We start from the raw sequence: 25641 nt of genomic DNA, 5'->3' as shown, positions 1-25641 counted from the left end.
AAGGCGAGCGGACGGCGTGGCTCAGGCGGCGGCCACGACGTCGGCCGAATAACGCAGCTCGCGCAACGGTTTAACCCTGCCGGTCGTCTCCGCATAGATCGGATGCGCCCGGTAGGCCGCGAGCGCTGCCTCGTCCTCGAATTCGGCATAGACGACCACGTCGATCGCGTTTGAGAACAAATCGACCTTGGTATTGAGCGTCACCTCGAAGTGTTTCGAATGTGGAATCTTGCCCAGTTCCTGAAGACCTGACCGGACGGCCTCCACATCCTCCTTGCGCCGCACGCTGAAGAAAACGATGTGCCGGATCAACCCAGCCTCCTTGATCGACGGATGAACGCGTTTTGTGGGAGCAAGGCCGTCGCGTCAACCGGCAACGATGTCGCGCCCGCTGTTCGAGCGGCAGCGTCGGGGCCTCAGGCAGCGCCGGTGACGTAACGCACGATGCGCGACATCTCCCTGACGGTCGCGTCGAGATATTGGCCCTGGTTGTAGAGGCCGTCCCAGATCAGGAAGAACGTGATGGCGACGATAACGATCACATAACGCATGGCTAAAGCTAGCGTATGTCCTCAAACCGAACCAGAGCGCCTTCACGGCAATCGTTCCAATTCACCGCTTTGTAATCGACGCACCTTTCCGGCGTCATGGGACCCAGCCAGGCCTACCTGGAGAGCTGCGGTGCGAGCACAAATGTCTCATGCGAACGTGATGCAACCGCGATCGGACATCCGGCATTTTTCCGGCTGTCCGGCGCCGTCACTGCATCCTCGCGCGAGCGCCGAGCGTCGTTCGCAACAGGAGGCTTCCTTGAACCGCACCGTAACCGTCGCCGTGCTGCTGCTTGCCGTGATCTCGGCAAGTGCGGCTGACGCAAAAGTATCCTTGCCCACGGTCACCAATGACCCGCTGGGCGCGCTGACCGCCCCGACGCTGACACCGGGGGCCAGCGACCTTGTCAACAACACGCCGACATCGACCATCCAGGAGATTCGCCACCCGAGAGGAATGGCGCCGCTGACCGTGCCCAGCGATCCGCTCGGCACGTCGATCCAGCCGGCCTTCCCCGGGCCGCTCACCACGCCCGCGACCACCCCTTCGCCTTAGCCAAATCAGGCCGGCCCGGCCGCGCAACATCAAAGGGCAATGCGGTATTTGGCAAACCCCGCCTCACCCTCGCCCGCCGGCTCGATCTTCAGCGACTTCACCTGACCGATGAAATCCTTGGCCCTGGGTCCGGTCTCGAAGACAACGCTGGTTCCAGGCAGCGGCGCGAACGACCAGTTGTCGTCCGCCGACGGATTGATCGTGCCCTCGCTGATGACGTAGCGCACGATCACGTCGCGGTTGGTGTCCGGCGCCTCGTAGATGATCTTTGAAGCATTGATATCGGGGAAATTGCCGCCGCCGCCAGCGCGGTAGTTGTTGGTGGCAACCACGAATTTCGCTGCCGGATCGAGTGGCTTGCCGGCGAATTTAAGATCGACGATACGGCTGGAGCCGGCATTGGCGACGGCGCCCTTGGTATCGTATTTCGGCGGCTGCGACAGGTCGATCTTGTAGGTGATGCCATCGATGACGTCGAAATTGTAGGAGGGGAAATCGGTGTTGATCAGCGGCTGATCCGCCTTCCCGGGCTCGATCCTGTTGAAGATGCCGGCCGACATCTCCAGCCATTCCTTGACTTGCGAGCCGGTGATTTCGACCGCGCGCACGGTGGTCGGATAAAGATAGAGATCGGCGACGTTCTTGATGGCGATATCGCCGACAGGGACGTCGGTATAGTAGTCGGCGCCGTTGCGGCCGCCTGCCTTGAACGGTGCCGCCGCAGAGAGGAGCGGCACGTCCTTCCACTCTGTGCTCTTCAAAATATCCTTGAGATACCAGCTCTGCGCCTGATTGACGATCTGCACCGATGGATCGTCGGCAACCAAAGCGAAATAGGAATAGAGCGGCGCGGACGTCTTGCCGACGGGGCGGCGGACATAGGCGAGCGTCGCCTCGTGATCCTGCTCTAGCGCCGCGATGATGCGCTTGTCGTCGCCGACCGTAGCCTTGTTCTTGCTGTCGACGCGCTCATAGATCGGCCGCGCCTCGGAGGTGGCCGAGACGACGCGCCATTTCGAGCCGTCGCGCTCAAGAAGCAGGTCGATCAGGCCCATATGCGAGCCCCAGAAGCCGCCCATCACCGCCGGCTTGCCCTGCAGAGTGCCTTTTTCGGTGTCGACGCCTTCCAGCGCCTGGAAATCCTTCTTGCCGGGGAAGACGAGATGCTGGTGCCCGGTGAAGACCGCGTCGATGCCTTCGACGCCGGCGACGAAGAAGGAGGCGTTCTCCATCATTTCGCCCTGCTTGATATCGATGCCGGAATGCGAAAGCGCAATGACGATGTCGGCGCCCTCCTCGCGGATTTGCGGTACCCAGGCCTTGGCCGCCTGGACAATGTCGCGGGTCTGGACGTTGCCTTCCAGGTTTTTCAGGTCCCAGACCATGATCTGCGGCGGCACGAAACCGATGACCCCGATCTTGATCGGTTGCTCAGCGCCGGAACCGTCCTTGATCTTCTTGTCGAGGATGACATAAGGCTTGAGGTAGAGCTTGTCGTCGCGCGGGTTCGTGGCGAGCGTCGTACCCCGGATCAGGTTGGCGCACGCGAAGGGGAAATTGGCGCCGGCCAACACCTTGTCCATGAAGGACAGGCCGTAGTTGAATTCGTGGTTGCCGAGCGTCGAGCATTCATAGCCGAGCAGGTTCATGCCCTTCATGATCGGATGCAGGTCGCCGTCCTTCATGCCCTTTTCATAGGCGATGTAGTCGCCCATCGGATTGCCCTGCAACAGGTCGCCATTGTCGATCAGCATCGCATTGGTGGCTTGCTTGCGCACCCCGTCGATCAGCGAGGCCGTGCGCGACAGGCCCATCGTGTCGTTCGCTTTGTCGGCGTAATAATCATAGGGCAGCAAATTCACATGGATGTCGGTCGTCTCCATGATCCTCAGATGCGCCTGATTGGCTGCGGCACGGGCGGAGAACGGATGCAGCATGATCAGCGCTCCGCTGGCGGCGGCTCCGGCCAGGAATTCGCGGCGGGAGACGGGCAAAAGTGACATTGTTTCCTCCTCTAAGACAACGCGACATGCCCTGCCCCCCAATCGGAACATGCCGTCGAAGGCATTTCGAGTCCATGTCTGTTGGATGCCTGTTGATCACGACACGGTGACGCGTCGATGAAAAGCAATCAGCTCTTGTCGTCGTCACCCTGAGTGATCAGGCGCGCGCTGCGCTGCCCGGTAAAATATATCCACAGCCAACTGAGCGACACCGCGAGCCGATTGCGAAAATCGATCAGGAAATAAATGTGCGCTATCCCCCAGAGCCACCATGCGAGCCAGCCGGTGAGCTTGATCCAGCCGAAATCGATGGCGGCCGCGCGTTTGCCGATCGTCGCCAGGTCGCCGGCATGCTTGTAGCGGAAAGGGCGTGGCGCTGCGTCGCCATCGAGTCTCGCTTTGATCGTCGCCGCAACATGCCTGCCCTCCTGCTTGGCGGACGGCGCCACGCCCGGTACCGGCTTGCCGTCCGGTCGCAGCAGATGCGCCGTATCGCCGATAACGAATATGTCGGGGCTGCCCGGCACGGTGAGATCGGGCTCGACCAGCACCCTGCCCGCCCGGTCGGCGGGCGCTCCCAGCCATTCCGCCGCAGGCGAAGCGGCGACGCCGGCTGCCCATAAAATCGTCTTTGCCGGCAGGTAGGTATCGCCAAAGACGACGCCCTCGACATCCAACTGCGTGACGGCACGGCCAAGCTCGACCGTCACGCCAAGCCGCTCCAGCGCTTTTTGAGCATAGGCCGAGAGCTCCGGTGCGAAATTGGCGAGCACAAGGTCACCGGCTTCGATCAGCACAACGCGCGCCTTCCGCGTGTCGATATTGCGGAATTCGCCGCGCAGCGTGTCCTGCGCAAGCTCTGCAATGGTACCGGCAAGCTCCACGCCGGTCGGTCCGCCGCCAACGATGACCAGCGTCAGCAATGCCTGGCGCCTGGCGGGATCGGTCTCGCGCTCGGCTTGCTCGAAGGCGAGCAGGATGCGGCGCCGGATGGTGGTGGCATCTTCCAGCGTCTTCAGCCCGGGCGCGAATGGCTCCCATTCGTCATGGCCGAAATAGGCGTGGCGCGCGCCGGTGGCGAGCACCAGCGTGTCGTAGCTGACTGCGCTCCCGTCATCGAGCAGCACGCGTTTGCCTGCGCGGTCAACACCGATGACCGTACCCAGAAGCGTCGTCACATCCTTGCGCTTGCGTAACAGATGACGGATCGGCCAGGCGATCTCGGAAGTCGCCAGCGCGGTGGTCGCCACCTGGTAGAGCAGCGGCTGGAACAAGTGGTGATTGCGCTTATCGATCATGGTGATGCGCACCGGTGCGCCAGCCAGCGCGCGGGTAAGTTCGAGACCGCCGAACCCGGCGCCGACGATCACGACATGATGGTTGGCTTCGTCCATTTTCAGCCACCTCGCCCAAAGCAACCCGATTGCTTAGATGTAAGCATTTTTGTGCACCGCAACAACGCCACCGCTGGCCCGTCACTGCCCGGGAGTCGTCGCCCGGTGTCGTGTACGCGCATGTCGCCTCCGGAACGCCGGGTATAGCGTGGAGCAGAACGATAGGAGTGGAGCATGTCTGACAAACGCGATGACGACGGCCCGGCCCAATACGCTTCGCCGCCTTGTTTCATGCATGAGCTCGACCCGGACTATCAGATGCCGCTGTCCGACTGGACCGATGTCCGGCGCTGGCGCAAGGCGGAGCGTGAGCGGCTGATCGGCGCGCGGCTTGCGGTTTCCGCAGATGCACGCGCGGCAATGTCACAGCGGATTGCCGAGGGCCTCGATATGCTGGTCGGCAAGGTTGCCGGCCTTATGGTCAGCCTCTACTGGCCGTTCCGTGGCGAGCCGGACCTGCGCGGCTTTATGGCGTCGATCAATGCGCGCGGCGGCCGCACCGCGCTGCCCGTCGTCATCGAGAAGGGCCGGCCTTTGGTGTTCCGCGCCTACGCGCCGGGCGACCGGCTGGAGAAGGGCGTCTGGAACATCCCGATCCCGGCCGAGGGTGATCCTGTGCTGCCCGATATCGTGATCTCGCCGGTGGTCGGCATCGATCCCAGCAACTACCGGCTGGGCTATGGCGGCGGTTTCTACGATCGTACGCTCGCCGCCATGTCGTTCAGGCCGCTGGTGATCGGCGTCGGCTACGAATTGCAGCGCATTCCCACCATCTATCCGCAACCGCACGACATCCCGATGACCAAGGTGGTCACCGAGGCGGCCGGAGCCTAAGGCAGTTCCACGAAAAGTGTGTAGCGGTTTCCGTCCGCAATTGCGCAAAGCAAAGAGATTGAGCGGTTCGGGTTGCGGTGGAACGCTGAAACGCTCTGACCTCAGCTAAGCCATTTCCGGCCTCAACCCCACCGCTGTCCTGTCGACGATCTCGCGCAGGGCGAAGGATGAGTTGATCTTCGTCACATGCGGCATCGCCGACAGCCATTCCTTGTGGATGCGCTCATAGTCGGCAAGGTCCTTGGCCGCTATACGCAGGATATAGTCGTATTCGCCCGACATCAGATGGCAGGAAAGCACGTTCGGGCAGCGTTTGATCGCCGCTTCGAAATCGGACAGCGTCTTCTCGAACTGCCCCGACAACGATATATGCACGATCGCCGTCATTTGATGGCCAAGCGCGGCATTAGACAGCCGCGCGTGATAGCCGCGGATGGTTCCGGATTTCTCCAGATTGTCCAGGCGCCTGGAGCAGGCCGACTGCGACAGCCCAACCTTTTCGGCAAGCGCAGCATTGGGTATCCGGCCATCCTTCTGCAAAGTCTCCAGGATGGCGATATCAATCCTATCGAGCGGCATTTTTCGTGATTCCTGCGAATATTCCGGCATTTTGCGCAACGATTATCGAAGACCGGACGCTACCGCAAGTGCATTCGCAAACACATACGGAACGATTCATGCTTCACTGCGTCTGATGCATGTCGCCCAAAACTGCGCGTCGGTTTTTGGAATGGCGGCATGCCCGGAAAGGTCAGGGAGAGCGCCCTTTCAAGGGCCGGACAGGAGAAGAAGATGCGCGTCGGCTGCCCCAGGGAAATCAAGAACCATGAATACCGTGTCGGTCTGACGCCCGGCTCGGTTCGCGAATATGTCGCGCACGGCCACGAAGTGCTTGTCGAGGCCGGCGCCGGCGCCGGCATAGGCGCCGACGACAACGCCTATCGCGCCGCCGGCGCCACGATCGCCAAGACGGCCGCCGACGTGTTCGCCAGGTCGGACATGATCGTCAAGGTCAAGGAACCGCAGCCCAACGAATGGGTGCAGCTGCGCGACGGCCAGATCCTCTACACCTACCTCCACCTCGCCCCGGATCCGGAGCAGACCAAGGGCCTGCTCGCTTCGGGCGTCACGGCGATCGCCTATGAGACGGTCACCGACGACCGCGGCGGTCTTCCCCTGCTCGCGCCGATGTCGGAAGTCGCCGGCCGCCTGTCGATCCAGGCCGGCGCGACCGCGCTGCAGAAGGCCAATGGCGGCCGCGGCGTGCTGCTCGGCGGCGTTCCCGGCGTGCTGCCCGGCAAGGTCACCGTGCTCGGCGGCGGCGTCGTCGGCCTGCATGCTGCGAAGATGGCTGCCGGCCTCGGCGCCGACGTCACCATCATCGACCGCTCGATCCCGCGCCTGCGCCAGCTCGACGACATTTTTGGCGGCCGTGTCCATACCCGCTATTCGACCGTCGAAGCGCTCGAAGACGAATGCTTTTCGGCTGACATCGTCGTCGGCGCCGTGCTGATCCCGGGGGCCGCCGCACCCAAGCTGGTCACCCGCGAAATGCTCTCCGGCATGAAGAAGGGCTCGGTGCTGGTCGACGTGGCCATCGACCAGGGCGGCTGCTTCGAAACCTCGCACGCCACGACCCATGCCGACCCGACCTATGAGGTCGACGGCGTGATCCACTACTGCGTCGCCAACATGCCGGGCGCGGTTCCGGTCACCTCGGCGCACGCGCTGAACAACGCCACTCTGCATCACGGCCTGCAGCTCGCCGACAAGGGCCTGAAGGCGCTGGTCGACGACCATCACCTGCGCAACGGCCTCAATGTCCACAAGGGCAAGATCACCAATCGTGCCGTCGCCGAAGCGCTCGGTTACGAGATGGTCGAACCGAAGGCGGTGCTGGCCGCCTGAAACCAGTCACGCAATTCCGGACGGAACCGCTAAAGACCTTTCCTGGAATTGCCCTCGACAAAAGCTTCCTCCTGTCGCGCCCGCCGGTTCTTCCGGCGGGCGTTTTTTCTCGTGTTTCCAGTCCGGTCCTTTGCGCGAAGAATCCGGGCAACAAAAAAGCGGAGCCAGAGCCCCGCTTCCTCGATGTTGCGATGTGCCGCCGGTCCATCCGCGGTCGGCCATCGATCAACGACTGCCCTTCTAGCGCGGTTATGCGACGGGAGTACGACAGTTTGCGGGGGCATGCGGGCCGCCGCTCAGCCATGCGAGCGAATCCGGTGCCTCTTGTGTGAAATGCTTCACATTCGGGACCCGAGAAACCTGCCTAGAGAGATTTCGCTACCTGATGGCTACGGTCGCCCTCGGTTCCGGTGAAAACCGGCCCCGCCGGCGGCTCGGGCCGAAGGCTTCTGTCACAGACTTCCAACGACCCGCCAGACCACCGGCGGGCATTTTTTGCCGGCGATCAAGCTCGTTCGATGCGGCACTGGTAGCAATTGTTCCGTGCCGAGCGGACGTGAATGTAGGCTATGTCGTCGCGCTCGAACAAAGTCTCGGCGCGGGCCGCGATATCGCCAGTCGGGACGACGGCGCCGCTGCCGTAGACGATGCGGTCGTCCTTGCCATAACCGCGCACTATGTAGTCGCTGCTTTGGAGCATCTCGGGCAGTGCATCCGCCTCCGCGGGGCGTTGGCATTCGTCCGCATGCAGGAAGATCGGTCCGGTCTCCGCGTAAGGCTGAAGCTCCGGGAACGGCCGGTAGGCGAGGATGAGATAGCTATCGCCGGTTGCGACGTTCTTCATGCAATGCCGGCACGGCACGCCATCGCCATCCGAAATCCTTCGCTCTGGCGTGTGGCCGTAAGCGTCGGGCCCTCCCCGCTGTAAGGCGCGCACGGCTTCGGTCGGCAGGGCTTTGAACTGGATGCTCATGGCAAAATTCTCCGGTGTCCTTGGCCGAAAACTATGCCGAGCCGACAGCGTCTCCCACCCGATTCCTGCCAAGCGCTTCGTGCGTCGCTCGAAGCGCAGTATCGAATTACGAACCCGAAATCACGATGCTAGACTTATCGGACCCGCCATGGACCGCGCTCCGCGCCATGATGATCGCAGAAGAAGGGTGCGGCGCGCGGGCGGCTGAGTCTGGCGATGATCCGAGCATGATACGGCCCGCAGCGACGATCTGGACGACCAAGGCGCCCCGCTGGGCTTGCATCGACACGTCGCTGCCGAACTTCGAGGGCCAGCCGCCGCCGCTTGCGTAGGCGTCGAGGCAGCCGACTGCGCCGCGCTTCCCTTTAGCTACGGTCGCATGACGCTTGCCGAGCGCTCGGCGAAGGTCAGCGGATGCACGACCTCTTTCTTTTGCGCAACCGGCGTAAAGCCAAGCTTCTGGTAAAGCGGCAGCGCCGCCGGGTGGTCGAGCGTGCAGGTCTGCACCGTGATGCGCTTCGGCCCATACGACCATGCAGCCGAGATGGCCGCACCCAGGAACCAGCGGCCGATACCCTGGCCGTGCGCATGTTCCATCATACCGAAATAGGCGAGTTCCACTTCTTCGGGCAGATGTGGCTTGAGGTCGAAGAAGCCGGCGGGAGAGCCGTCGAGGTAGAGCACGCTGATGTCGCGGTCCTCACGATGCAGGCCGGCGGCCAGTTCCTCGTCGCTCAGTCTAAGCACGTTGACCCAGTGCCATTTGCGCCCGACGCGATCCATCAGGTAGCGGTAGAAATGCAGCGGAATGTCCTTGGTCCTCAGCAACGCGATCTGCCGGTTGTAGGGCAGCGGGGGAGATGAGGTCGGCGGTGCGTGCATTTCGAGGAATGTGACCGTGACGTCGATATCCTTCGGTCCACCGTTTTCCATCGCCGTCATTCCTTGCCCGTCGCCACGGGCATGTCGCTCAGCCCACCCCATTCGGTCCACGAGCCGTCGTACAGCCTGTTGTCGGTATGGCCAAGCGTCTCCAGCGCCAACGTGATCGCCGCCGCGGTGATGCCAGATCCGCACGAGGTGACGACCGGCTTTGTAAGATCGATGCCGGCTTCCTCAATGACCTTGCGCAAGCGGTCCTTGGGCAGCAGTTCGCCATTCTCGGCAAGCGCGGCAACCGGAACGTTGCGAGCGCCCGGCATATGGCCGGAACGGACGCCGGGACGCGGTTCGGGATCGGTACCGGCGAAACGCCCGGGTGAGCGCGCATCGGCGATCTGGCTTTCTCCGCTTCCAACGATCCGACGCATTTCGTCGAGGCTGACGACCCGGCTTGCATCGAAATCGGCATAAAAGACGCAAGGCGCGATCCGGGTCTGCTCCGCCGTCACCGGCCGCCCTTCCGCCTTCCAGCGGTCGAAGCCGCCATTCAGGATATAGACCTGGAAAACGCCCATGACGCGGAACATCCACCAGGCGCGCGGCGCCGAGAAATAGCCTGGACCATCATAGATGACGATCGTGTCGTCGGCCGAAACGCCCATCGAGCCGACATATTGCGCGAAATATTGGGGCGACGCCAATGTGTGCGGCAGCTTGGAATCCGGGTCCGAAACGGCGTCCTGATCGAGGAAGCGCGCACCTGGAATATGGGCGTCGTCATACTCGGCGCGGGCGTCGCGTTTCTGCGCCGGCAGGTACCAGGACGCGTCAATGACGGTCAGTCCTGGCGTTCCCAACCGCTTCTCGAGCCAATCCGCGTCGACGATGAATGGGCTGTCCTCGGCCATTTTTCCTCTCCTGCCCGCTCCTCGCGACTTTGGTAGGTGTTGCTCGTCAATTCGCCGGCATCGGCCCGAAGCGGATGCGGAAGCGCCGGTTCTCGCGGCCCTTCTTTTCGATCTTGCCGATATGGATCTCGCCGATTTCGCCGGTGCTCTTCACATGGGTGCCGCCGCAAGGCTGACTGTCGATTGAGGCATTCTCGCCGATGCAGACAAGGCGAATGCGGCCGGTGCCGACGGGCGGCCGCACGTTCTTCGATTTGACAAGCCCGGGATTGGCCGAAAGTTCCTCGTCGGTGATCAGCCGCGTGAAGACGGGATAGTCGGCCCGCACAAGCTCCATCAATCGCGCTGTCACGTCCTCCTTGCTGAAGCCGGCATCGGGAATGTCGAAATCGACTCGGCTGTCGTCCTCGGCGACCGCTGCCCCGGTGATCGGAAACGGGCAGACGACGGTGAGCAGATGACAGGCGGAGTGCATACGCATCAGAAGATGCCGCCGCCGCCAGTCGATGGCGAGCTTCAGCTTTTCACCGACGGCCGGCAGGGCCTGTTCAGGCGCCGGCACATGGATGATCTCGTCCTTGGTCTCGCCGGTGATGGTGGCGGCGATCGCGATGCGGCCGTCGGCGCGCTCCAACATGCCCGTATCGCCTGGCTGCCCGCCCGACGTGGCATAGAAGATCGTGCGGTCGAGAAGGATGCCGCCGCGGTCATTGATGGCGACGACTTGCGCCTCCGCCGTGCTCAGATAGGCGTCGTCGCGAAACAGCGCTTCGGTCCTCTGCGCCATCAGGCCACCTTTTCGAACGGCACCGGGATGCTGGTTTTTTCGTCCATCCAGCCTGGGACCGGCAGGTTCTTGCTTCGCAGGAACTCGGGATTGAACAGCTTCGACTGGTAGCGCGTGCCGTAGTCGGCGAGGATCGTCACGATGGTATGGCCGGGGCCAAGCTCGCGCGCCAGCCGAATGGCGCCGGCGATGTTGATGCCCGTCGAGCCGCCGACGCACAGTCCCTCTTCCTGGACCAGATCGAAGATGATCGGCAATGCCTCCTCGTCCGGTATCTGGTAGGAGAAGTCCGGCGTGAAGCCGTCGAGATTGGCGGTGATGCGACCCTGGCCGATGCCTTCGGTAATCGAGCTGCCGTCGGCTTTCAGCTCACCGCTGGTATAGAAGCTGTAGAGCGCAGCACCCAACGGATCGGCAAGTGCGATCTTGACGTGCCTGCTCTTGGCCTTGAGCCCGAGCGCAACGCCGGCGAGCGTGCCGCCGGAGCCGACGGCGGACACGAAGCCGTCGACCTTGCCGCCGGTTTGGGTCCAGATCTCCTCGGCAGTCGTGCGGATGTGGCCGTCGCGGTTCGCGACATTGTCGAACTGGTTCGCCCAGATCGCGCCGTTCGGCTCCGACCGTGCCATCTGCTCGGCGAGCCGCCCCGAAAGCTTCACATAGTTGTTCGGGTTCTTGTACGGCACGGCCGGCACTTCGATCAGCTCGGCTCCCAGGATCTTGATCGTGTCCTTCTTCTCCTGGCTTTGCGTGTCGGGGATGACAATGACGGTCCGGTAGCCGAGCGCCTTGGCGACCAGGGTGAGGCCGATGCCGGTATTGCCGGCGGTCCCTTCGACGATGACCCCACCGGGCCTCAGCAAGCCGCGCTGTTCGGCGTCCCTGATGATGAAGAGGCCTGCACGGTCCTTGACCGATTGCCCCGGATTCATGAATTCGGCCTTGCCCAGGATCTCGCAGCCGGTTGCGTCCGAAGCCTTGTTGAGCCGGATCAGGGGGGTGTTGCCGATCGCTTCGATCACATTACGGGGCATGGGGATTCCTTTATGCGTGCGGCGAGACCCTAAAAACCGGAAGCCGCGGTTTCAAGGCAAGATTTTGCCTGGTCCAGTCGCATTCGGGACGCTGCAATGCTCCCGAGCATTTCAACGATGTCATCCAAAAGCGCTCTTTTCATCCCATTTCTTCGCCGCTAGAGCACTAGCCCAGATAATTCGCAGGACTTCCAATGACACTCTACCGGGCCAACCCGAAAGACGGTGTCGCCTGGATCACGGGCGGCAGCAGCGGCCTCGGCCGGGCGCTGGCCAAGGACCTGGCGAGGCAAGGCTATGCCGTCGCGGTGACGGCGCTGGCCAGCGACCCAGCCGACACGCTGCTGGTCGAGACCGCGCAGATGGCCGGCCACGTGAAATCCTTTCCCTGCGATGTGACCGACGAAGAAGGGATGGCACGCACTGTCGCGGCGATCGAGAAAGACATGGGGCCGATCGTGCTCGCCGTCTTCAACGCCGGCAACTACATCGCCACCCCCGGTGAGCATCTCGTGGTGCGCGATTTTCATCGTTCCTTCGCCGTCAATTATTTCGGCATCGTCAACGGACTGGTGCCTGCGGTCGACTATATGCGCACGCGAGGACGCGGGCATGTCGTCCTGGTCGGGTCGGTCACGGCCTATTCCGGCTGGCCGACCACCGCCGCCTATGGCGGCACCAAAGCGGCAATCAACATCTTGGCGGAATCGCTGAAATACGACTTCGACAAGATGAACATCCGCATCCAGGTGATGAATCCGGGCTTCGTCGACACGCCGCTGACCGAGAAGAACATGCTGCCGATGCCGGGCCTGATGCCTGTTCACCGGGCATCGCGCCGCATGGCGCGCGGCATCCGGAGGGGAGGCTTCGAAGTCACCTTCCCCTATCACATAAGCTGGCCGCTGAAGCTGCTGGGCCTGTTGCCGCGACCCGTAGGCCGACTGGTGATCGGGCTGACCACCAGCTGGCGGGGACGGCCGTTGTATTTCGACCGCAAGACGCCGGGCGAAAAAAGTCCAACGGACAAAGCGGCGTAAAGCGCCTCGCGCTGAAACGCATTCAGGCAACGCGCTTTATGCCTTTCTATGCAAGTCGTTTCGCAAAACCGTCGCAGGCTTTTGCACGACATCCGCTGATCCGGGAGAGATTGCCTCTCGGTGGGCACCGCCATAGGTTGAGAATTGTTGCTTGGAGTCGGTCATGGGGCGACGGATCTTGCTTGCGGTACTGGGTCTCGTCGTTATCCTCCTCTCAGGCTTTTACCTCGGCCCACGCGTGGCGGTCGATACGACGATCCGTTTCGATCCTTCGGCGATCGGCGACGATCCGCAGGCCTATCTGGCGCGCGAAGAAGCGGCCGTGCCCAATATCCGTGACGGATTGGACAAGGAGATCATCTGGGCGAACCCGTTGGTTCACGCCAAGACCAAGCTTGCGATCGTCTACATCCACGGGTTTTCGGCTTCCAAGGGCGAGATCCGGCCGCTGCCGGACGATGTCGCCGGGGAGCTCGAGGCCAATCTCTTCTACACCCGCCTGACCGGCCACGGGCAGGACGGCGCGGCCATGGCGGAAGGCAGCGTGAATGCCTGGATCAACGACTATGAGGAGGCATTGGCGATCGGCCGCGCGATCGGCGAGAAGGTGATCGTTATCGCCACCTCGACCGGCGCCTCACTGGCGACATGGGCTGCAACCCAGCCTGGTGCTTCCGACGGCGTCGCGGCAATCGCATTCATCTCGCCTAATTTCGGCGTCAAGGCGTCGGGCGCCGAGGTCCTTACCCTGCCTTGGGGCAGAGAGATTGCCGAGCTCGTCGGCGGCAGGGAGCGCAGTTTTCCGGCGCGCAATGCGCTGCACGAAAAATTCTGGACCACCAAATATCCGATCGCGGCGGCCTTGCCGATGGCTGCGCTCACCGAGCTCGCCTATCGCGCGCCGGTCGAGAAGGCGACCATCCCTGCCCTGTTCATCTTCTCGGATGCCGACAAGGTGGTGCGGCCGGACCGCACGCGCGAGGTCGCCGGCCGCTGGGGCGGTCCGCACGAACTGGTGCCGGTCGACGATACGGGCGATCCGGACAACCACGTCATTGCAGGCGATGCGCTATCGCCGCAGACCACGGGCTTTCTGACAGAGCGGATCGTGGTGTGGGTGAAGGCGCTGATGCAGCAGCAATCAAGTCCTTGAGACGACCAACGGCCGGAGCGTTGCTTCCGGCCGTTATGCGATTTCAATCAAACCTCGGTGGGACTTTAAGCGGCCCGGTTCGCCGGCCGCTTGCCGCCGAAGCGGCGCTTGTTGTTGCCCTTGAAGCGCTTGAAGCCGTCAGGCTTGTGCTCGCCATTCGGCTTGGCGCCCGCAGGACGTTCGCCTTGCGGCTTGGGCGCGAATTGGCGCTCGCCACCGGGCTTGCCGCCGAAGCGCTTCTTGCCGTTGTTGCCGCTGCCGGGACGGCGGCCATCACGACGGCCGCCATGGTGCTCGCGGTCATTGGCCGGCTCGAAATGACGCTCGGTCCTTTCCTTCGGATCGCGCTGCGGGTCGGGACTGCCGAGATGATCGGCAATGACCGGAAGCTTCATGCGGATGATGCGCTCGACCTGCCGCAGCTTGCCGTTCTCCGATGGATCGCAAAGCGTGATCGCGATGCCGTCCCTGCCGTTGCGGCCGGTACGGCCGATACGGTGGACATAGCTCTCCGCTTCGTCCGGCAGGTCGAAATTCACGACATGGCTGATGCCTGGGACGTCGATGCCGCGCGCGGCGATATCGGTCGCCACCAAAATACGCACCGAGCCGTCGCGGAAATCGTTGAGCGCCTTCTGACGCGCGTTCTGCGACTTGTTGCCGTGGATCACTGCGGCGTCGAAGCCGTCGCGGGCAAGGTCCTTGGTGACGCGGTCGGCGCCATGCTTGGTGCGCGAGAACACGATGACCGAGCGCATCGCCTCGTCGGCCAGCATCTTGGACAGCACTTGGCGCTTCTGCTTGGTGCGGGCAAGCACCACGCTTTGCACGATCTCAGCCGCCGTCGTGCTCTGCGGGGAGACTTCGATGCGGACGGCGTCCTTCAGCAAGCCCTTGGCGAGTTCCGCGATTTCGTTCGGCATGGTGGCCGAGAACAGCGCGGTCTGGCGGTTCGGCGCGGTCGCCTTGGCGATGCGCTTGACGTCGTTGATGAAGCCCATGTCGAGCATGCGGTCGCCCTCGTCGAGCACCAGCCATTTGGTATCGGCAAGGATGAGGTCGCCTTCGCGCACCAGATCGGTCAGCCGGCCGGGCGTGGCGATCAGGATATCGACGCCGGGTGCGATCTTCTTCACCTGGCTGTAGCGGGAGACGCCGCCGAGCACGAGCGCGGTCGAGATGTGCGCGCCCTTGGCGAGCAGCTTGATGGTGTCCTCGATCTGTACCGCTAGCTCGCGTGTCGGCGCCAGGATCAGCGCGCGCGCCGTCTTTGGCCGGCGCTTCGTGCCGAGCCCGATGATCTTCGACAGGATCGGCAGCGCGAAAGCCGCCGTCTTGCCCGAACCGGTCTGAGCAATGCCGAATATGTCGCGGCCTTCGATCTGCGGCGGGATCGCCTGCACCTGGATCGGCTTCGGATCCGTGAAGCCGGCGGCATTGGCGGCCTTGAGCAGCGCTCCGGTGATTCCAAGGGTAGCGAAACCGTTCTGGTCCGCCTGATTTTCATTGGTCAAAATAGTCTTCTTTCACGCGGCCCTGTGGCCGCAAACATCATGGCGGCAGGGCGCAACCTGCCGTCGAAAAATTGTCAGGAAACGACAAGGCGGCGGACGGGGAGCGTCCGCGCGGCTGCGCTGTCGTGCCCGCAGGCGTCATGCCCCGGGGCTCTTTCGCCAGCTTGCCGATCGACGGGAGGGCCCACCGGAAAGAGGGAAAACAGACGCAACCAGTCTCAATTGGTGGAGAAAGCCGAAGTTCGGCCCAAGCGCCTATGCGACCGCATATGGCCGAGTCCGCCGCAAAATGCAAGGGTGGATGTTGCAGCGCAACAAAACGCCGATCGAAAAGCGACGCTTGCGCTGCGCCGCCCTCACGATTACCACAAACCACCTTTCTATTGTGGGGGCAGCGATGAAGGACGTGCTGAAGGAACTCGAGCGCCGCCGCGAGATCGCCCGGATGGGCGGCGGCAAGCAACGGATCGAGGCCCAGCACAAGAAGGGCAAGCTCACCGCCCGCGAGCGCATCGACGTCTTCCTCGACGAGGGTTCGTTCGAGGAGTTCGACATGTATGTCGAGCACCGCTCAACCGACTTCGGCATGGAGAAAACCAAGATCGCGGGCGACGGCGTCGTCACAGGCTGGGGCACCGTCAACGGCCGTCCAGTCTACCTTTTTGCCAAGGATTTCACCGTCTTCGGCGGCTCGCTGTCTGAGGCGCATGCCGAGAAGGTGGTCAAGGTGCAGGAGATGGCGCTGCGCAATCGCGCGCCGATCATCGGCCTCTACGACGCGGGCGGCGCACGCATCCAGGAAGGCGTGGCCGCGCTCGGCGGCTATGCCGAGATTTTTCAGCGCAACGTGCTCGCCTCGGGCGTCATCCCGCAGATTTCGCTTATCATGGGCCCGTGTGCCGGCGGCGATGTCTATTCGCCGGCCATGACCGACTTCATCTTCATGGTGCGCGACACCTCCTACATGTTCGTCACCGGGCCGGACGTGGTGAAGACGGTGACCAATGAGACGGTGACGGCCGAAAGCCTCGGCGGCGCCACGGTACACACGACCCGATCCTCCATCGCCGACGGCGCCTATGACAACGACGTCGAGGCGCTGCTGCAGATGCGCCGGCTAATTGACCTGTTGCCGGCGTCCAATACCGCAGAGATTCCCGAGATCGAATGCTACCAGTCGGTGACGGACCATGACATGTCGCTCGACCGGCTGATTCCGGACAACGCCAACAAGCCCTACGACATCAAGGAACTGATCCTGAAGGTTGCCGACGAAGGCGACTTCTTCGAGATCCAGGCGAGCTTCGCCAAGAACATCGTCACCGGCTTCGGCCGTGTGGAGGGGCGAACCGTCGGCTTCGTCGCCAACCAGCCGATGGTTCTGGCCGGCGTGCTCGACTCCGACGCCAGCCGCAAGGCGGCGCGCTTCGTGCGCTTCTGCGACTGCTTCTCGATCCCGATCGTTACCTTGGTCGACGTTCCAGGCTTTCTGCCAGGCACCGCGCAGGAATATGGCGGGCTGATCAAGCATGGCGCAAAACTGCTGTTCGCCTATGCCGAAGCCACCGTGCCGAAGATCACCGTGATCACCCGTAAGGCCTATGGCGGCGCCTATGACGTGATGGCGTCGAAGCACCTGCGCGGCGACATGAACTATGCCTGGCCGACGGCGCAGATCGCGGTGATGGGCGCAAGGGGCGCGGTCGAGATCATCTACCGCAAGGACATCGGCAACGCGGAGAAGATCGCCGCCCACACCAAAGCATACGAGGATCGGTTCCTGTCGCCCTTCGTAGCGGCCGAACGCGGCTATATCGACGAGGTGATCATGCCGCATTCGACGCGCCGCCGGATCGCGCGGGCGCTGCGCATGCTGCGCAACAAGGATATGCAGAACCCCTGGAAGAAGCACGACAACATTCCGCTGTGAGGCGGTGGTGTCGCGACTGGTCCTTGTAGCTGGCAAGCATTTCGGCAGGTTCGCCGTTATTCTCGTTGCTTAGCCCCTCTCCTTCCGCTTGGCCTCGCGACGGGGAGTCGCCGACCATCTCAATCGGTGGAACCTCGAAAGCCGGCCGGCGGCTGGAACTCTGGTTTACGCAATCCGTCGTCGGAGGTTGACAACTGGCAACCTCTAATCACATTGAAATCACATCAATGTGATGACGGTGCTGAATGCTAATAACCCTTGCAACAAAGGGCGTCGTTCCGTGCAAAGGCTACGGCGGGATAGAACGTCAGGTCGACTGGCTGGCCACTGAACTGGTCAGGCAGGGCCACCATGTCGTCCTCGTGGCGGGCCCTGGATCGTCACATCCACTGTGCGAAGTCCGGCATGCTGTGAGCGATGCCGAGTGCCGCGCGGCGATCCCCAAGGACACCCAAATCGTCCACCTTCATGCGTGGAAGGTCGAGGTTGACTTCCCGACCCTCAACACCGAGCGGGGCCATTTACCGGATTATCCGCGGCCGCAACCGAACTGGAGCTTCATCAGCGCACGGCACGCCCAGATGCACGGCCGCAAGACCTTCGTCTACAACGGCTTTCCGGTGGATGACTATCGGCTGGCCGAATCGAAGAGTGATCGCCTCCTCTTCATGGCGGCCATCGCACGCGCCGGAAAGGGCTTGAACCGGGCAGTCGAGCTCGCCAGGAAATTCGACTTTCCCCTCGATATCGCCGGCGGCTCGCGGTGGAAATTGCTCGGCCGAAGTCGGACCCGCCGCGAGGGGGTCTTTTTCAAGAGTCTTTCCCGCCGCTATCGCTTCAACGGCGTCGTCGACGGCGACGACAAGCTGCGCCTGCTGGGCGCATCGAAGGCCTTCCTCAATCCGATCGCCTGGGAAGAGCCTTTCGGCAATGCGCCGGTCGAGGCGATGCTGTGCGGCACGCCCGTTTTGACCACAGCGCGCGGCGCCCTGCCGGAGACGGTGGACACGGATACGGGCCGATTCTTCGAGAGCGACGAGGAGTTCGCCGAAGGTCTTGCCGAGGTCGCAGACCTGTGCATGCGCAAATGCCGTGAATCTGCCGCCGACAGATTTCCGATCGCGAAAACCGCGAAGGCCTATCTGGAACTCTATGCCCGCATCCTTGATGGCGAAGCGCTTCCGTGACAAGGAACCGGCATGCTCGCCGTTCGCGGCGACTGCGTCGGATCGAAAAGGTATCGCGCGTTGCGCCCCATTCTCGTGTTCTGCTTGCCGGCAATCGGCGACTTCATCCGCTGCCATTCGGCAATTCAAATCATAGCAGCGATGTTTCCCGGACAGCCGATCGACGTCATCACCTCGCCGCTCGCCGCGCCCCTGGCGCGCTTGATGCCGCATGTCCGGAAGGCCTGGACCGTTGAAAGGCATTGGAACCCCGGTCTCAAGGAGCGGGCGCGGCTGGCGCGCGAACTCCGCCAGGAGAATTATCAGGCAGCCTATCTGCTCACCAGCAGCACCAAGGCGGCCCTGGTGCCGTGGCTGGCGGGCATTCCCGAGCGCATCGGATATCCGCGCGAGCTCCAGTTCGGCATCGTCAACCGGCTACCGGCGGGATGGCTGAAAACCTTCGTGGCCTTCGGCCCGCGCAAGACAAGGCTCGTCGAACAGGTCTGTGCGATCGCGCTCCTCGGCAAGCAGCCCGCCGAGGAAAAACAGCTGCCGGCCCCGCGGCTGGCGATTTCGTCCGAAGACGTTGCCAAGTGGCGCCGGCGCAACGGCATCGATCCGGCAAGGCCGGTGCTTTCCCTCTATACTTCCGATTTCGAGAACATGCGCTCCTGGCCGCCCGAGCGCTTCGTCTCGGTCGCGCGAAAGCATATGGAACGGGGCTGGTCCGTCTGGCTTGTCGGCGGTCCGCGCGAACGCCAGGCTGCCGCCCAGATTCGCGCCTTGTTGCCTGAGGCGATCGACTTCACCTCGACGCCCGACATTGCAGAGGCCATGCACCAGATCGCGGCCTCCACCGTCTTTCTCGGTGTCGATGGCGGTGTGTCCCATGCAGCCGGCGCCTTAGGCATTCCAAGCGTGCTCATCTTCGGCTCGAACCGATCCTACGTGCATGGACCCTTGAACGAGCAGGTAACCTTCATCGAGCCTCCGATCTCGATACCGAGCTGGGTCCTGAACACGCGCGGTATCAGTGAGCAGCGTGTGCTCGAAGCGCTGGCGACAAGCGTCGAAAAATACGCACCGCAGCAGGCATGACCTTATTCCTCGGTGGCGGCGCCAAAGCCCGCGCTCATGCTGGCGCGGCCGGTGTTCGTCCACGGCGTCGCATGGTTGTCGATGCGCATCTGGAACAGGAAATAGGTCGGCGAGCAGAAGCCGATGCCCTTGACCCTGGAGGCACCGGGCGTGTCGGACGGCAGCGACTGGCACATATAGTCCTCGCGGCAGAAGCGATCGGCCGAGCAGGCCGGACGGTTACCGCGGTTGACGGCGCCGCCGAGGCATTGGTCGAAATTGTTGGTCGCCACGCAAATATCGAACTTCTTGCCGCCGACAAGGCCGCAGATTTCGCTCGGCATCGGCTTGCCAGCCTTGAAAGCGGAGAAGGCCAGATCCTTGGCGTCGCAGCCGCGATAGGCGAAGCCGCCTGGCACACCGATCTTGGGCGGCCGGCAGGTATAGGCGGTGCGTGAAATGGCGGGCGCGAACGCCGCGAACTGGCCGGTGACGTTGTAACGGTCGTTGAAGGGCTGCGCGGTGTCGCTGGCAATCGTTCCGGTCAAGCAGGGATGGCCGGAAAAGATGTTCCGGCTCTCCTTCGGCAGCAGGCATTGCGCCAGTTTCGTCCTAACCCCTGTAGCGGTCGCGATCGGTGTGCAGACCGTGCCGGCTCCGCATTGCCAGCTGCTGCCGAAGCGGGCGGCGTCTTCCGGCACCAGGCACGGCATGGTCGTCTCGGCCGGCGTATAGGCGATCTCGGCGGTGTCTTTCCACGCGGCGGGTGGTGCGAAGGACAACGGGCGAAACCCATTCGCTTCTCTGCCTTCCGCGGTCGCCTGCAGCCACGCCTCGCGGCGCGGAATCTCGGCATGGAGATGCGGCGAGATGCCGACCTCGATGCGGTTGAGCGGCGAGGTCGTGCTATCGTCGAGGCCGATGAAATGGAATCCGGCGGTCGAGCCCGCCTGATGGCAGCCTTGGCAGGCGCCATTGTCGAGCCGCTCGATCAGGGCTTCGGCCGTGCGCGCCAATGTCAGTTTCGAATAGTCGACCCCGGCAAACGCCTCCGGTTCGAACAGTGGCGTGAATGGATGATTGGCCTGCCTGGCACTGCCGAAGGTCGACCAGGAGATGACCTTCTTCGCCAGGAATTCATCCGGGATTTCGTAAACGCCGAGATCGATTGCACCGGCGTTGGCACGGACATAGTCCGTAAGCCTGGCCTTCAACCGCGCGTCTTGCGCAAGGCGGATGGTGTCCGGCGTATTATCGAGCGGTTTCTGGCTGATTGTGGCGCCGTCGATACCGAAGATGCGCATGAGATAGGCGGCCTGACCGCCAAATTCGGTCTCCTGGCCGGAAGGAAAGCGCACCACCTGAGCGTTGAGTTCGAGCTGCTTGAAGGAGAGGCTCGCTTTATCCAGCGGTCCGCCGGACAGCCACCCGGCATCCGCCGCTTCGTCGATCTGCGGCGTCCAGCGCCCGGCGACGCCGGTACAGCCGCCGTCGGCGTCGGGAGCTGCGCGGTAGATGGCACTGAAATTGAACGGCAGCCTCGAGGCCAACACCTTGCCGTTCTTCCTGAAACTATAGGCAAGGCGGTAGATGAAGCGCACCTCGCCGCAGCCCGCTTCCCCACCGAGCTTTGCGAAGTCACGCCGGTCGAGCCGGTTGACGACGCCGACCAGCCGGAAACGCGCCGCGTCGGTCTTCAGCCAGCGCATGTCGATGATGCGGCCGACATTGCCGTCGGTCACCTCATAGAGCGACCGGCCGCCTGCTTTCATGTCGGCGCGCAGTGCCGCGACATCGGCCGCTACGGTTTCGACGATGGCGTGGTAGGCCGGCGCCGCGTCATAGAGCGTTTTCAGATCGTCCTTGCCGCTGATGCCAAAAATACCGGCGAATCCGAAGCCATCGGCGTCGAGCTTGGCGAGCACCTGCGGATCGTCCACGACCGTGACCGGACGACCGGCAGCATCAGCCGCCCGCAGGCCAAGAACAGCGATGGCAGCGACCGCGACAAGGATCGCCAGCCTCATCATCGGGCAGCCATCCCATTCTCGACCAACGCGTGCAGCACAGGCACCATCGCCAAAGGCAAATCCTCGGCGATCAGGCCGGGTCCGAACCGGCTGCCGGCTTCGGCGTGTATCCAGACAGCCGCGCAGGCCGCTTCGAACGCCGGCATGCCTTGTGCCAGGAGCCCGGCGATGATGCCCGCCAGCACGTCGCCCGAACCCGCGGTGGCAAGCCACGGCGCGCCATTGCCGTTGATCGCGGCGCGGCCGTCTGGTGCTGCGATCACCGTGTCGGCGCCTTTGTAGACGATGACGGCGTTGGCTCGCGCCGCCGCCGCGCGGGCCTTGCCGAGTTTGGACAGAGCCTTGTCGCCCGCGATCTCAGGAAACAGCCTGCCGAACTCGCCTTCATGCGGCGTCATCACCAGCGCCGGGGCGCCGGACTTTCGGGCAGCCTGGAAAAGCGTCTCAGGCTCGTCGCGAAACGAGGTGATGCCGTCGGCGTCGAGCACCAGCCCTTCAACGCCGGTGTCCTGCGCGTGCCCGGCGCCGAGCAGCGCAACGGCAAAATCGCGCGCCTTTTCGCCGATGCCAAACCCCGGGCCGAGCACAAAGGACGAGGGGCGGCGGTCGGCAAGGAACGCACCGAGATCGGCAACCGCGTCGACCTTGCGCAGCATGATCGATGTCAGATGCGCGGCATTGACCTGCATGGCGTTCGCCGGCGACAGCACCGTCACCGCCCCTGCCCCGCTTCTTGCGGCTGCGAGCGCCGACAGGCGCGCGGCACCGGTGGCCGCAGGACCGCCCGAAAAGACACTGACATGACCGCGCTTGTATTTGTGCGCATCGACGGCCGGAACCGGAAAGACAGGCAGCCAGGGCGCCGGCGCATTCTCGAAACTGCGCGGCGCGACTCGAGCGATGATGTCGTCACCGATGCCGATATCGGCGAGCACGATCTCGCCGCTCATTTCCCGCCCCGGCAGCAGCAGATGCCCCGGCTTCTTTCGTGCGAACGTCACGGTAACGACCGCGCGAAATGCGCTGCCGAGGATGGCGCCGCTTTCGCCGGAAACGCCCGAGGGCAGGTCCACGGCGACGACCGGCAAGCCGAGATCCGTAACGACCTGGACGGCCCGGGCGGCATCGCCCGACAGTGCCTTCGAGAGCCCCGCTCCGTACAGCGCGTCGATCACCAGCGATCCCGGTTCGGCCGCGAAGGCAGATAGCGGTCGTGGCTCCAACGGGCAATCAGCTGCAGCCAGCGCGGCATCGCTGCCCGCGCGCAGTTCGCCCGATCTCCACAACGCAACGTCGACACCGCTCTTCCGGAGCAGGCTCGCCACGACATAGCCGTCGCCGCCATTGTTGCCGGGTCCGCAAAGCACGTGCACCCGTGCCGCCGCCGGATAGCGTGCCAGCAGCACGGCCGCCACGGCCTCGCCGGCCCGGCGCATCAATCCGTAGCCGTCGAGCGGGCCTTGTGCGATCGCCAGCCGATCGGCTTCGGCCATTTCGGACGGCGACAGAAGTTCATTGCGCATGGGATTGCCGATCTCCATCCGATCAAGCATTGTCCGATTTGCGGCTCGAAGCAAACAGCGGCGGCCGAATGCATCCCAAAGCGGTGGCGCCCGGAGGGGAATCTGCCTGCAAATTGCGCTATCTGCTCAAGTTTTGCGCAGACGGATGGAGGAGCGATGTATAGGCTTTGGGCGTCGATGACGCATCCGATGCAGCGGATGACGCGGATTTGCATTCGGGTGCGGCAAGGCATGGAAATCGCCCGATACCGCCCTCAACCTCTGGTAATTGGCACGCTTCGTGCTTGCTGAAGGCGCAAGCGGGGCGCGCAACCCGTCTCTTTGGCAGTGGAGGCCACTTTCTACATGAAAAAGATCGAAGCGATCATCAAGCCATTCAAGCTCGACGAAGTGAAGGAAGCGCTTCAGGAGGCCGGGCTGCAAGGCATCACCGTCACCGAGGCCAAGGGTTTCGGTCGGCAGAAGGGCCATACCGAGCTTTATCGGGGCGCCGAATATGTCGTCGACTTCCTGCCCAAGGTGAAGATCGAGGTCGTGCTCGGCGACGACGCCGTCGAAGGCGCGATCGAAGCCATACGCAAGGCGGCGCAGACCGGCCGCATCGGCGACGGCAAGATCTTCGTCTCCAACATCGAGGAAGTCGTTCGCATCCGCACCGGCGAGACCGGCATGGACGCGGTCTGAGTCCGCCCGTCTTCCTGAACCGTCATCATCAAAAAAACGTCAGCACACAGGGATACATGACATGACGACAGCCAAAGACATCATGAAGCAGATCAAGGACAACGATGTAAAATTCGTCGACCTGCGCTTCACCGATCCGAGGGGCAAGCTGCAGCATGTGACGATGGACGTCGTCGAGGTCGAGGAAGACATGTTCGCCGACGGCGTCATGTTCGACGGCTCCTCGATCGCGGGCTGGAAGGCGATCAACGAGTCCGACATGGTGCTGATGCCGGACACGGATACGGTCCACATGGATCCGTTCTTCGCCCAGTCGACCATGGTCATCCTGTGCGACATCCTCGATCCGATCTCGGGCGAGGCCTACAATCGCGACCCGCGCGGCACCGCCAAGAAGGCCGAAGCCTACATGAAGTCGGAAGGCATCGGCGACACCATCTATGTCGGCCCCGAAGCCGAGTTCTTCGTGTTCGATGACGTCAAGTACAAGGCCGACCCCTACAACACCGGGTTCCGCCTGGACTCGACCGAGCTTCCGTCCAACGACGACACCGACTATGAGACCGGCAATCTCGGCCATCGGCCGCGCATCAAGGGCGGCTACTTCCCTGTGCCGCCGATCGACTCCTGCCAGGACATGCGTTCCGAGATGCTGACAGTGCTCGCCGAAATGGGCGTGCGCGTCGAAAAGCATCACCACGAGGTCGCGGCCGCCCAGCACGAACTCGGCATCAAGTTCGACACGCTGGTGCGCAACGCCGACAAGATGCTGATCTATAAGTATGTCGTGCACCAGGTCGCCAATGCCTATGGCAAGACGGCGACTTTCATGCCGAAGCCGGTGTTCGGCGACAACGGCTCGGGCATGCACGTGCACCAGTCGATCTGGAAGGGCGGCAAGCCGACCTTCGCCGGCAACGAATACGCCGGCTTGTCGGAAACCTGCCTCTTCTACATCGGCGGCATCATCAGGCACGCCAAGGCGATCAACGCCTTCACCAACCCGCTCACCAACTCCTATAAGCGTCTGGTGCCGGGTTACGAAGCGCCGGTGCTGCTCGCCTATTCGGCGCGCAACCGTTCGGCCTCCTGCCGCATTCCTTTCGGCTCCTCGCCGAAGTCGAAGCGCGTCGAGGTCCGCTTCCCCGATCCGGGCGCGAACCCCTATCTCGGCTTTGCCGCCATGCTGATGGCGGGTCTCGACGGCATCAAGAACAAGATTCATCCCGGACAGCCGATGGACAAGGATCTCTACGACCTGCCGCCGAAGGAATTGAAGAAGATCCCGACGGTCTGCGGCTCCCTGCGCGAAGCGTTGCAGAACCTCGACAAGGACCGCGGCTTCCTGAAGGCAGGCGGCGTGTTCGACGACGACCAGATCGACTCTTACATCGAGCTCAAGATGGCCGAGGTGATGCGCTTCGAAATGACCCCGCACCCGGTCGAATACGACATGTACTATTCGGTGTAAGCGACTGCATTCCCGACAGAAAACAACCCCGGCGAAAGCCGGGGTTTTTTCGTGAACAGCTCGCCAGAGGGCGGAAGGCCGCAGGACGGGCCTCGTCAGAACAGCAGGCCAGCACTGTCGCGAGAGCGCGGATCTCATCGCCGCCAAGCAAGCCAGGACTAAAAAAGCCCCGGCATTTCGCCAGGGCTTTTTAATCTTCGATGGTCTGGCGGGGAATGCC

23 protein-coding genes are annotated in these 25641 nt (G+C 63.1%); 10 read left to right on the top strand and 13 right to left on the bottom strand.

What is annotated here, in order from left to right; all coding sequences use genetic code 11:
- Positions 1–21: 21 nt before the first annotated feature.
- Together A9K71_RS02205 and A9K71_RS32820 are read right to left on the bottom strand one after the other, a co-directional pair.
- Positions 22–312 carry a Dabb family protein gene (locus A9K71_RS02205; RefSeq protein ID WP_066989660.1) on the bottom strand — a complete coding sequence of 97 codons (291 nt, stop codon included), beginning with the start codon at positions 310–312 and terminating at the stop codon, positions 22–24.
- Positions 313–416: 104 nt separating this feature from the next.
- Positions 417–551 (bottom strand): hypothetical protein, encoded by a 135-nt coding sequence (locus A9K71_RS32820; protein WP_259979787.1) that lies wholly within the window; start codon positions 549–551, stop codon positions 417–419.
- A 259-nt stretch (positions 552–810) separates the two neighbouring features.
- On the opposite strand from A9K71_RS32820, the gene A9K71_RS02200 reads away from it, so the two are divergent.
- The gene (locus A9K71_RS02200) at positions 811–1107 is read left to right on the top strand and encodes a hypothetical protein (protein ID WP_095827660.1); all 297 of its coding nucleotides are present in this window, start codon (positions 811–813) and stop codon (positions 1105–1107) included.
- A 29-nt stretch (positions 1108–1136) separates the two neighbouring features.
- Here A9K71_RS02200 and A9K71_RS02195 read toward each other — a convergent pair whose 3' ends face one another.
- Both A9K71_RS02195 and A9K71_RS02190 read right to left on the bottom strand, forming a co-directional pair.
- Positions 1137–3110, bottom strand: coding sequence for a bifunctional 2',3'-cyclic-nucleotide 2'-phosphodiesterase/3'-nucleotidase (locus tag A9K71_RS02195; protein WP_066989655.1), 1974 nt, complete (start codon positions 3108–3110; stop codon positions 1137–1139).
- 128 nt (positions 3111–3238) lie between these two features.
- A complete protein-coding gene (locus A9K71_RS02190; RefSeq protein WP_066989653.1) occupies positions 3239–4504 on the bottom strand; it encodes an NAD(P)/FAD-dependent oxidoreductase in 1266 nt (421 codons plus the stop codon).
- Between the two features lie 174 nt (positions 4505–4678).
- On the opposite strand from A9K71_RS02190, the gene A9K71_RS02185 reads away from it, so the two are divergent.
- Positions 4679–5338 (top strand): 5-formyltetrahydrofolate cyclo-ligase, encoded by a 660-nt coding sequence (locus A9K71_RS02185; protein ID WP_082980300.1) that lies wholly within the window; start codon positions 4679–4681, stop codon positions 5336–5338.
- A gap of 105 nt (positions 5339–5443) precedes the next feature.
- Here the strand turns inward: A9K71_RS02185 and A9K71_RS02180 are convergent, their stop codons facing one another.
- Positions 5444–5917 (bottom strand): Lrp/AsnC family transcriptional regulator, encoded by a 474-nt coding sequence (locus A9K71_RS02180; protein WP_059188527.1) that lies wholly within the window; start codon positions 5915–5917, stop codon positions 5444–5446.
- 213 nt (positions 5918–6130) lie between these two features.
- On the opposite strand from A9K71_RS02180, the gene ald reads away from it, so the two are divergent.
- Positions 6131–7246: an alanine dehydrogenase gene (gene ald, locus A9K71_RS02175; protein WP_066989922.1), complete on the top strand. Its 1116-nt coding sequence runs from the start codon at positions 6131–6133 to the stop codon at positions 7244–7246.
- A 505-nt stretch (positions 7247–7751) separates the two neighbouring features.
- Here the strand turns inward: ald and A9K71_RS02170 are convergent.
- The 5 genes from A9K71_RS02170 to A9K71_RS02150 form a co-directional block, all read right to left on the bottom strand.
- The gene (locus A9K71_RS02170; protein ID WP_066989650.1) at positions 7752–8219 is read right to left on the bottom strand and encodes a DUF1203 domain-containing protein; all 468 of its coding nucleotides are present in this window, start codon (positions 8217–8219) and stop codon (positions 7752–7754) included.
- 369 nt (positions 8220–8588) lie between these two features.
- The gene (locus tag A9K71_RS02165) at positions 8589–9152 is read right to left on the bottom strand and encodes a GNAT family N-acetyltransferase (RefSeq protein WP_066989919.1); all 564 of its coding nucleotides are present in this window, start codon (positions 9150–9152) and stop codon (positions 8589–8591) included.
- Positions 9153–9157: 5 nt separating this feature from the next.
- On the bottom strand, positions 9158–10009 hold the full coding sequence (sseA, locus tag A9K71_RS02160) for a 3-mercaptopyruvate sulfurtransferase (RefSeq protein ID WP_066989648.1): 852 nt from the start codon (positions 10007–10009) through the stop codon (positions 9158–9160).
- A 46-nt stretch (positions 10010–10055) separates the two neighbouring features.
- On the bottom strand, positions 10056–10796 hold the full coding sequence (locus A9K71_RS02155) for an alanyl-tRNA editing protein (protein ID WP_066989647.1): 741 nt from the start codon (positions 10794–10796) through the stop codon (positions 10056–10058).
- Positions 10796–11830: a cysteine synthase A gene (locus A9K71_RS02150; protein WP_066989645.1), complete on the bottom strand. Its 1035-nt coding sequence runs from the start codon at positions 11828–11830 to the stop codon at positions 10796–10798. The genes A9K71_RS02155 and A9K71_RS02150 overlap by 1 nt, the downstream gene beginning before the upstream one ends.
- 194 nt (positions 11831–12024) lie before the next feature.
- On the opposite strand from A9K71_RS02150, the gene A9K71_RS02145 reads away from it, so the two are divergent.
- Entirely contained in the window at positions 12025–12870 is an 846-nt protein-coding gene (locus A9K71_RS02145; protein WP_066989643.1) for an SDR family oxidoreductase, read from the top strand.
- A gap of 163 nt (positions 12871–13033) precedes the next feature.
- A complete protein-coding gene (locus tag A9K71_RS02140) occupies positions 13034–14023 on the top strand; it encodes an alpha/beta fold hydrolase (RefSeq protein WP_066989641.1) in 990 nt (329 codons plus the stop codon).
- 65 nt (positions 14024–14088) lie between these two features.
- On the opposite strand, the gene A9K71_RS02135 is transcribed toward A9K71_RS02140, so the two are convergent.
- Entirely contained in the window at positions 14089–15537 is a 1449-nt protein-coding gene (locus A9K71_RS02135) for a DEAD/DEAH box helicase (RefSeq protein ID WP_066989639.1), read from the bottom strand.
- A 397-nt stretch (positions 15538–15934) separates the two neighbouring features.
- Here A9K71_RS02135 and A9K71_RS02130 point away from each other — a divergent pair, with 397 nt between their 5' ends.
- The 3 genes from A9K71_RS02130 (at position 15935) to waaF (ending at position 19734) form a co-directional block, all read left to right on the top strand.
- Positions 15935–17467, top strand: coding sequence for an acyl-CoA carboxylase subunit beta (locus A9K71_RS02130; protein ID WP_066989638.1), 1533 nt, complete (start codon positions 15935–15937; stop codon positions 17465–17467).
- 410 nt (positions 17468–17877) lie between these two features.
- On the top strand, positions 17878–18654 hold the full coding sequence (locus A9K71_RS02125) for a glycosyltransferase (protein ID WP_245299506.1): 777 nt from the start codon (positions 17878–17880) through the stop codon (positions 18652–18654).
- Between the two features lie 12 nt (positions 18655–18666).
- Positions 18667–19734 (top strand): lipopolysaccharide heptosyltransferase II, encoded by a 1068-nt coding sequence (waaF, locus tag A9K71_RS02120; RefSeq protein ID WP_245299505.1) that lies wholly within the window; start codon positions 18667–18669, stop codon positions 19732–19734.
- Between the two features lie 2 nt (positions 19735–19736).
- Here the strand turns inward: waaF and A9K71_RS02115 are convergent, their stop codons facing one another.
- A complete protein-coding gene (locus A9K71_RS02115; RefSeq protein ID WP_066989634.1) occupies positions 19737–21743 on the bottom strand; it encodes a hypothetical protein in 2007 nt (668 codons plus the stop codon).
- Positions 21740–23266: a bifunctional ADP-dependent NAD(P)H-hydrate dehydratase/NAD(P)H-hydrate epimerase gene (locus tag A9K71_RS02110; RefSeq protein ID WP_066989913.1), complete on the bottom strand. Its 1527-nt coding sequence runs from the start codon at positions 23264–23266 to the stop codon at positions 21740–21742. The genes A9K71_RS02115 and A9K71_RS02110 overlap by 4 nt, the downstream gene beginning before the upstream one ends.
- A 345-nt stretch (positions 23267–23611) precedes the next feature.
- Here A9K71_RS02110 and A9K71_RS02105 point away from each other — a divergent pair, with 345 nt between their 5' ends.
- The gene (locus A9K71_RS02105) at positions 23612–23950 is read left to right on the top strand and encodes a P-II family nitrogen regulator (RefSeq protein WP_006205430.1); all 339 of its coding nucleotides are present in this window, start codon (positions 23612–23614) and stop codon (positions 23948–23950) included.
- A 61-nt stretch (positions 23951–24011) separates the two neighbouring features.
- On the top strand, positions 24012–25421 hold the full coding sequence (glnA, locus tag A9K71_RS02100; RefSeq protein WP_066989632.1) for a type I glutamate--ammonia ligase: 1410 nt from the start codon (positions 24012–24014) through the stop codon (positions 25419–25421).
- Positions 25422–25641: the final 220 nt, after the last annotated feature.

It is taken from the genome of Mesorhizobium sp. WSM3873, from assembly GCF_001672445.1.
Classification (GTDB): domain Bacteria; phylum Pseudomonadota; class Alphaproteobacteria; order Rhizobiales; family Rhizobiaceae; genus Mesorhizobium.
Note: the sequence above shows the minus strand (reverse complement) of the source record. Positions and strands in the feature narration are given on the sequence as shown.